An 8,126-nucleotide genomic window follows, 5' to 3' on the forward strand; every position below is an offset into this window, starting at 1 on the left:
AGGGACGGGGTCCGAGTCGTGGAGGCGGCCGTCATGATCGCCGCGGCTGCAACCGGTAGCCGATGCCGCGCGCGGTGGTAGCCGCCTCGACCTGACCGCAACCGAACTGCGGCTGTTGGCCTTCCTGGTGGAACAGCGCGGCCGCATCGTCAGCGCCGGCCAGATCCTGAACGGGGTCTGGGGGTACGACGCCTACGATCCGAACCTGGTGCAGGTGCATATCAGTGGATTGCGACGCAAACTCGAAGCCCACGGGCCGCGGATCCTGCACACCGCGCGCGGCATCGGCTACCGGTTGCAGCCGCGGCGATCATGACGGCCGCCTCCACGACTCGGACCCCGTCCCTGCAGCGCCGGGTGACGCTGGTGGTGGTGGCGTTGCTCGCCCTGCTGCTGGTGGTGCTCGGCGTGACCGTCGACCTCAGCCTGGGCGTCCTCGCCCGCAGAAACCTGCACGACCGGCTCCTCGCCGCGGCATCCCGGGCCGAGGCGCTGGACGTCGCACACACGTCACCCGACCTGCTGGCCGCCGAACTCAACGGCGGCGGCGTACGGGCACTGCTGGTCACCGCCGACGGCGCAACGTACGGCGACCGCGGCATCAGCCCCGATACCGTCGCGGGTCCCGTTGTCCCGCCGCCCTTTCCGCCCCCGCCGCCGTTCGCTCCGCCACCGCCGTTCGCGCCCGGCCCGAACTTCCCGCCGCCCGGCATTGCACCCTGGCCGCCGCCGCCCCCGCCGCCCCCGCCGGATGCCACCGCGACGGCCGTCGTGCGCCCGCTGCCGGATGGCTCCCGGGTGATCCTGGTCGCCGACACGACGCAAACCACCCAGGTGACGCACCAGCTGCGCCTGCTGATGATCGGGGCCGGCGTGGTGACGCTCCTGACCGCGGCGCTGTTGTTGGTGGCCGTCAGCCGGGTGGCGTTGCGCCCGTTGGACCGGCTGACGGCGCTGGCGAACGACATCAGGACCGGCGACCGCGGGCGACGGCTGCGCCCGGACCGGGCCGACACCGAATTGGGGCGCGCCGCAACCGCTTTCGACGGGATGCTGGACGCGTTGGAGGCCTCCGAAAACCGGGCCCAGCGGGCCGCGGACACCGCCCAGCGGGCCGAGACCGCGACGCGGCGCTTCCTCGTCGACGCCGCCCACGAGTTGCGGACCCCGATCGCCGGGATTCAGGTCGCCGCCGAACAGCTCGTCAACAACGCCTCCGCCGCGGATCAGGGCGACGGCACGGCGCAGGGTCAGTACCGCCGGGCCAGCCTGTTGCTGTCCGACGCCCGCCGCGCCGGCCGGCTCGTCTCGGACATGCTCGATCTGAGCCGCATCGACGCGGGCCTGCCGTTGGACACCCGCGAGGTCGACCTGGCCGCGATCGCGGACGCCGAAGCCGACCGGGCCGCGATGCTCGCGCCGCAACTCGCGATCAGCCGCACCGGCGGGGCCGACCTCGCCGTCAACGCGGACCCCACCCGGCTCGCGCAGATCCTGTCCAATCTGCTCGACAACGCACGCCGCTACACACCGGCCGGAGGCGCCATCACGATCGACGTCCGGCGCGACGACGGCGCCGCCGCGGTGACTGTCACCGACAGCGGCCCAGGGATTCCCGACGAGGAGCGCGAGCGGATCTTCGAGCGCCTGGTGCGCCTGGACGCCGGCCGCGCCCGAGATCACGGCGGCGCAGGGCTCGGGCTGCCGATCGCCCGGGCGCTGGCCCGAGCCCACGGCGGAGAGCTGGTGTGCGTGCCGCGCGACGGCGGTGCCGAGTTCCGCCTCACCCTGCCGGTCGTCGCTGCCGTCGACCCGAGCGCCGAGCGGTGACCACCCCGGGTCGAGGCGGCCACCGCTCGGTGCCGCTAGCGCACGCCCGGCACTAGAACCCCGGCGGTGGCGGGCGGAAGGGGCCACCCGGAGCCCCCGGCGCCGGCGGTCCGCCCGGTGGTCCGGGCGGCGGCGGTGGTCCACCGGGCCCACCCGGTCCCGGCCCCCAGGGTTGTCCCGGCGGCGGGGGCGGGGGCGGATCCGCGCTGGCCACCGCGGCGCCGAAGCCGGCCGCGGTCGCCCCAAGGACGCCCGCCAGCAGCGAACCGGCGATGAGTTGTTTGATCTTCACTGGGCCCATCCTCTCCCTTTCTGTCGGCGATCGATCCCCGTCGGGTGCGCAATAGCGTCCCGCGCACCGCGACGTCCGCGACATTAGAAAGCGAGCCTGAAGCCAGCCTGAAGATCCTTGCGGTGGGCGAACTTTCAGCCGGCCGCGGACGACACCGCGGTCACGGTGGTCAGCCGCCACTTGTCCAGCCAGGGCTGGACGAGCTCGGCCACCGAGAACCTCGCCGGGGCCGAACATCCCGGCTTCGGCGGGTCGGGGACACCCCCGCGGATGAGGATGCCGACGGCGCGCACGGTGCCGTCGCCGTCGTTGAGGTAGACCGGCCCGCCGGAGTCGCCGCATTGGCCGGGCGCCAAGAACACGACCTTGCTCTTGGTGACTTCCGTGATCGGGCCGCAGGTGGCCTCGCCGGAACCCATGCCGAACTTGCAGAGTTCCTGGCCGATCTGCAGGTTGGTGGCGACGCCCGCGACCGGCAGGGAGGCCCCGATGGCCGCGCTCTGCGGGACGCTTTCGCCGTTGAGCAGGACCAGGCCGATGTCGTGCTGCTCCTTGTGCACACCCTCGTTGACCGTCTGGCTGAACGTGCCGACCGTCGCGTAGGGGAGGACGCCGCCCAGGTTCATCGTCACCTTGCCGGGCCCGCCCGGGCGGTTGCAGTGACCGGCCGTCAGCACCCCGGTCTCGCCGGCGGCGGTGTGCACCAAAAATCCCGCGGTGCAACCCATTCCGCCCGACCCGTCGGCGTACTCGACGAAGATGCCCGCGCCGGGGCCGATAGCGCTCGATGCGGGCAGGTCGATCGGTGCCAGGGCGGGCGGTGGGGCGAGGGAGCGGGCGCCGTCGTTCCTGGACAGCTGGGACACCGCGGCGACGAAGGCCATGGCGCAGAACAACGCCGCGATCGCCAGCAACGCGGAATGCATCCTGGAGCGTTGTGGCAGCGGATATTGCACGTGGGTTCCGGCCAACACCCCCCCTTGAGCGCGCGATGCCGGTAGGTCTCTGAGGCCCCAGCTTGCCAGCTTCGGCCCAGCGGCCGTGGCGATTAGCGAGATCTGGTCAGCGAACGGTGGCCGGCTGGGGGGAGGGCTCGTCGTCGACGGGACTGTCTGCCCGGCGATGGTGCCGGCGGAAATGGCGGATCTCGATGATCAAGCCCGTCAAACCCAGCGTCGCCGTGCACAGCGAGACGAGGTACAGCAGCGAGTTGGGGTGTCCGGCGAGGGCGTCTCCGAGGATCACCACGGCGGCGGTGCCGGGCAGCAGGCCGCCCAGCGTCGCCAGCGTGTACGGCAGCAGGCGCACCGTCGACGCACCGGCGGCGTAGTTGATCGCGGAGAACGGTACGGCGGGAATCAGCCGCAGCGACAGGATGGCCAGCCAACCCCGTTGGCGCAGGCGTTCGTCGACCGTGTCGATCGACCGGTGGCGCACCAGGCGGTTCAACCGCCACCCGGCCGCCCGCACCAGCAGCATCGCGATCACCGCGCTCGCGGTGCTGGCCCCGACGGCCAGCGCCACACCGAGCAGCGGGCCGAACAGCAGGCCGGCGGCCAGGGTGAAGGCCGTGCGGGGGACCGGTACCACGGTCGCCACGATGTGCGCGGCCAGGAACGCCAGCGGAAACCAGGGGCCGACCGACTGTGCCCAGTCGCGCATCTGCACGGGCGTGGGCAGCGGGAGCCATGACGCGGCGGCGATCAGCAGTGTGATACCGACCACTGTGGCGATTGCCCGGGGCCGCGACAGCAGACGCGCGGTTGCGCCCAGCGCGCCGGCGAGGTCGCGCAGAGTCCGGTTGATTCTGCAGGTGGCGGAAGCCGTCACGCCTGTAAAGGTTACGGGGCCCAGGTGAATAACTCGTTTCCCGAGGCTGGCGTTTCATCGGCGCGCCGCCGCGTTCGTCGCGCCGCGCGGTTTTCTGCCCACAGGCCCGATCAACTAGCCTCATTAGTAAGTCGCAGGCCCCATTTGCTGGGAAAAAGGGAGCAATCGGTGTCCATTGATGTACCCGAGCTCGCCGAACTAGAACAGGTTCGCGGGCGTTGGCGCAGCGCGGTCGCCGGCGTGCTATCGAAAAGCACCCGGAAGGACCCCGAGGAGCTCGGGGACCAGCCCGAGCGGCTGCTGGAAACCCCGACCTATGACGGCATCGCCATCCGGGCGCTGTACACCGCGCTGGACGAGCTGCCGGAACCGCCGCTGCCGGGCGAGTGGCCGTACCTGCGGGGCGCCGACGCGCTGCACGACGTCAAGTCCGGCTGGAAGGTGGCCGAGGCGTTCCCGGCCGACCGAGTCGCCGGGGTGGCGGCCAAGGACGTCAACGCGGCGGTGCTGGAGGCGCTGGGCAACGGGGCGAGCGCGCTGGTGCTGCGGGTGGGGGAGTCCGGCGTGACCGCCGACCAGCTCGAGGAAAGCCTGGCCGGGGTGTACCTGAGCATGGCGCCGGTCATCATCGATGCGGGCGCCGACTACTCGACCGCCGCCGACGCGATGTTGGCGTTGGCGGCCCGCGTGGAGGGGGATCAGCGCGGACTCCTGTCGATCGACCTGGGCGGCGACCCGCTCACCGCGGCGCTGAGTGACCGTCCCGCGCCGGCGCTCGACGAGGTCGTCACGGTCGCCAAGCGGGCGGCCCGAGAGCGCGGCGTGCGTGCGATCACCGTCGACGGTCCGGCCTTCCACAACCTGGGCGCCAACGCGACCTGGGAGCTGGCCGGCACCGTGGCCGCCGGGGTGGACTACCTGCGGCGGCTCACCGAATCGGGCGTGCCGATCGGCGAGGCGTTGCGGCAGATCAGCTTCCGGCTGGCCGCCGACGACGACCAGTTCGTCACGCTCGCCAAGATGCGGGCGGTGCGCCGCCTGTGGGCGCGGGTCGCCGAGGTCGTCGGCGACCCGGACGGCGGCGCCGTCACCGTGCACGCCGAGACGTCGCTGCCGATGATGACCCAGCGCGACCCGTGGGTGAACATGCTGCGCTGCACGCTGGCCGCGTTCGGCGCGGGCGTCGGCGGCGCCGACACCGTGCTGGTGCTGCCGTTCGACGTGGCGATCCCGGGCGGCTTCCCGGGCACGGCGAGAAGCTTCGCGCGCCGGATCGCCCGCAACACCCAGTTGCTGCTCCTGGAGGAGTCGCACGTCGGCCGGGTGCTGGACCCCGCCGGCGGGTCCTGGTTCGTCGAAGACCTCACCGCGCGGCTCGCCGAGCGGGCCTGGGAGCACTTCCAGGCCATCGAGGCCCACGGCGGTTTCGTCGACGCGCGCGACTACGTCGCCGGCCAGATCGCCGAAGTGGCCGCGCGACGCGCCGACGACATCGCGCATCGGCGCACCGCGATCACCGGTGTCAACGAGTTCCCGAATCTGACGGAGCCGGCTCTGCCGCAAGAAGATTCGCCAGGTTCGCCGCTGGCCGCCGGCAACCTGCGGCGGTATGCCGCCGCGTTCGAGGCGCTACGCGATCGCTCCGATGCGTTCCTGGCCCGCACCGGAGCGCGACCGCGGGTGCTGCTGCTGCCGCTGGGTCCGCTGGCCGAGCACAACATCCGCGCCACCTTCGCCGCCAACCTGCTGGCGTCGGGCGGCATCGAAGCCGTCAACCCCGGAACCGTCGACGCCACGGGCGTCGCAAAGGCCGTCGCCGACGCCGGGTCGCCCGGCGCGGCCGTTATCTGCGGCACCGACAAGCGCTACGGGGAGGGGGCCGCGGCGATCGTCGAGGCGGCGCGGGCCGCCGGGGTGGCGCGGGTCTACCTGGCCGGACCCGAAAAGGCCCTGGGCGACGCCGAGCACCGGCCCGACGAGTTCCTGACCGCGAAAATCAATGCGGTCGAAGCCCTTTCGAACCTGCTCACTCGACTGGGAGCGTAGCCGCAATGACCACAACCGCACCTGTGATCGGCAACTTCGCCGAAATCCCGCTGGACGGCGACCGGCCGCTGCCGCCGCCCACCGAGGCCGCCGTGCGCGAGCACGTCGCCGCAACGGCGGCCGCGCACTGGTACACGCCCGATCAGCTCGAATGGCACACGCCCGAAGACATCGCCGTCAAACCGGTGTACATCGGCGCCGACCGCGCCGCCGTCGTGGCGAGCGGATACCCGCTGAACAGCTTCCCGGGCGAACCGCCGTTCCTGCGCGGCCCGTACCCCACGATGTACGTCAATCAGCCGTGGACCATCCGCCAGTACGCGGGGTTCTCCACCGCGGCGGAGTCGAATGCGTTCTACCGCCGCAACCTGGCCGCCGGCCAGAAGGGCCTGTCGGTGGCCTTCGACCTGGCCACCCACCGCGGATACGACTCGGACCATCCCCGCGTCCAGGGCGACGTCGGAATGGCCGGCGTGGCAATCGATTCCATTCTCGACATGCGCCAGCTGTTCGACGGCATCGACCTGTCGACGGTGTCCGTGTCGATGACGATGAACGGTGCGGTGTTGCCGATCCTGGCGCTGTACGTGGTGGCGGCCGAGGAGCAGGGCGTGCCGCCGGAGAAGCTGGCCGGCACCATTCAGAACGACATCCTCAAAGAATTCATGGTGCGCAACACCTACATCTATCCGCCCAAGCCGTCGATGCGCATCATCTCCGACATCTTCGGCTACACCAGTGCCAAGATGCCGAAGTTCAACTCCATCTCGATCTCCGGCTACCACATCCAAGAGGCCGGCGCCACAGCCGATTTGGAACTCGCCTACACCCTGGCCGACGGCGTCGACTACATCAAGGCGGGCCTGGACGCCGACCTGGACATCGACAAGTTCGCGCCGCGCCTGTCGTTCTTCTGGGGCATCGGCATGAACTTCTTCATGGAGGTCGCCAAGCTGCGGGCCGGCCGGCTGCTGTGGAGCGAGCTGGTCGCCCAGTTCAACCCGAAGAACGCGAAATCGCTTTCGCTGCGCACGCATTCGCAGACCTCCGGCTGGTCGCTGACCGCGCAGGACGCCTTCAACAACGTGGCGCGCACCTGCATCGAGGCGATGGCCGCCACCCAGGGCCACACCCAGTCCCTGCACACCAACGCCCTCGACGAGGCGCTGGCGCTGCCCACCGACTTCTCGGCGCGGATCGCGCGCAACACCCAGCTGCTGCTGCAGCAGGAGTCGGGCACCACGCGGCCCATCGACCCCTGGGGCGGTTCGTATTACGTGGAGTGGCTGACCCATCAGCTCGCGCAGAAGGCCCGCGCCCACATCGCCGAGGTCGCCGAGCACGGCGGCATGGCCCAGGCCATCAGCGACGGCATCCCGAAGCTGCGCATCGAGGAGGCGGCCGCGCGCACCCAGGCCCGCATCGACTCCGGGATGCAGCCGGTGATCGGCGTCAACAAATATCAGGTCGAGGAGGACCAAGAGGTCGAGGTCCTCAAGGTCGAGAACAGCCGCGTGCGCGCCGAGCAGCTGACCAAGCTCAAAGAGCTGCGGGCCAGCCGCGACCAATCCGCCGTCGAGGCGGCGCTGGCCGACCTGTCCCGGGCGGCCGCGGCACACGGCCGCGCCGGCGAGGACGGGCTGGGTAATAATCTGCTGGCGCTGGCGATCAACGCCGCCCGGGCCAAGGCGACGGTCGGGGAGATCTCCGACGCGCTGGAAAAGGTATACGGCCGGCACCAGGCGGAGATCCGCACGATCGCCGGTGTTTACCGCGACGAAGCCGGAAAGGCCCCCAACATCGCAACCGCCACGGAACTGGTCGAGAAGTTCGCCGAGGCCGACGGCCGACGGCCGAGAATTCTCGTGGCGAAGATGGGTCAGGACGGTCACGACCGCGGTCAGAAGGTGATCGCGACGGCCTTTGCCGACCTGGGCTTCGACGTCGACGTCGGCTCGCTGTTCTCCACGCCCGAGGAGGTGGCCCGGCAGGCCGCCGACAACGACGTGCACGTCGTCGGTGTCTCGTCGCTGGCCGCCGGCCACCTGACGCTGGTGCCGGCACTGCGCGACGCGCTCGCCGAGGTGGGACGGCCCGACATCATGATCGTGGTCGGTGGCGTCATCCC

At 71.2% G+C, this 8,126-nt stretch carries 6 protein-coding genes and 1 pseudogene; 4 read left to right on the forward strand and 3 right to left on the reverse strand.

Features of this window, described 5'->3' with window-relative positions; translation table 11 throughout:
- Positions 1-64: 64 nt before the first annotated feature.
- Both A9X05_RS27965 and A9X05_RS27970 read left to right on the forward strand, forming a co-directional pair.
- Positions 65-316 (forward strand): annotated as a pseudogene (locus A9X05_RS27965) (winged helix-turn-helix domain-containing protein); the annotation flags it as partial.
- Entirely contained in the window at positions 313-1,830 is a 1,518-nt protein-coding gene (locus A9X05_RS27970) for a cell wall metabolism sensor histidine kinase WalK (protein WP_067785531.1), read from the forward strand. The pseudogene A9X05_RS27965 and the gene A9X05_RS27970, both read left to right, overlap by 4 nt.
- 52 nt (positions 1,831-1,882) lie before the next feature.
- On the opposite strand, the gene A9X05_RS31445 is transcribed toward A9X05_RS27970, so the two are convergent.
- The 3 genes from A9X05_RS31445 to A9X05_RS27980 all read right to left on the reverse strand — a co-directional run bounded on the left by A9X05_RS31445 (position 1,883) and on the right by A9X05_RS27980 (position 3,952).
- On the reverse strand, positions 1,883-2,122 hold the full coding sequence (locus A9X05_RS31445) for a hypothetical protein (RefSeq protein WP_156675615.1): 240 nt from the start codon (positions 2,120-2,122) through the stop codon (positions 1,883-1,885).
- Positions 2,123-2,256: 134 nt separating this feature from the next.
- Positions 2,257-3,048, reverse strand: a complete 792-nt coding sequence (locus tag A9X05_RS27975) for an endopeptidase (protein WP_082954749.1) — start codon at positions 3,046-3,048, stop codon at positions 2,257-2,259.
- Between the two features lie 136 nt (positions 3,049-3,184).
- A complete protein-coding gene (locus A9X05_RS27980) occupies positions 3,185-3,952 on the reverse strand; it encodes a TVP38/TMEM64 family protein (RefSeq protein WP_067785533.1) in 768 nt (255 codons plus the stop codon).
- Positions 3,953-4,120: 168 nt separating this feature from the next.
- Between A9X05_RS27980 and mutA the strand changes: the two genes are divergently transcribed.
- Positions 4,121-5,998: a methylmalonyl-CoA mutase small subunit gene (gene mutA, locus A9X05_RS27985; RefSeq protein WP_067785536.1), complete on the forward strand. Its 1,878-nt coding sequence runs from the start codon at positions 4,121-4,123 to the stop codon at positions 5,996-5,998.
- Between the two features lie 5 nt (positions 5,999-6,003).
- Positions 6,004-8,126: methylmalonyl-CoA mutase (scpA, locus tag A9X05_RS27990; RefSeq protein ID WP_067785538.1), on the forward strand; the 2,123-nt coding region annotated here is incomplete at its 3' end.

This window comes from Mycobacterium sp. E3298, from assembly GCF_001666895.1.
Classification (GTDB): Bacteria; Actinomycetota; Actinomycetes; order Mycobacteriales; family Mycobacteriaceae; genus Mycobacterium.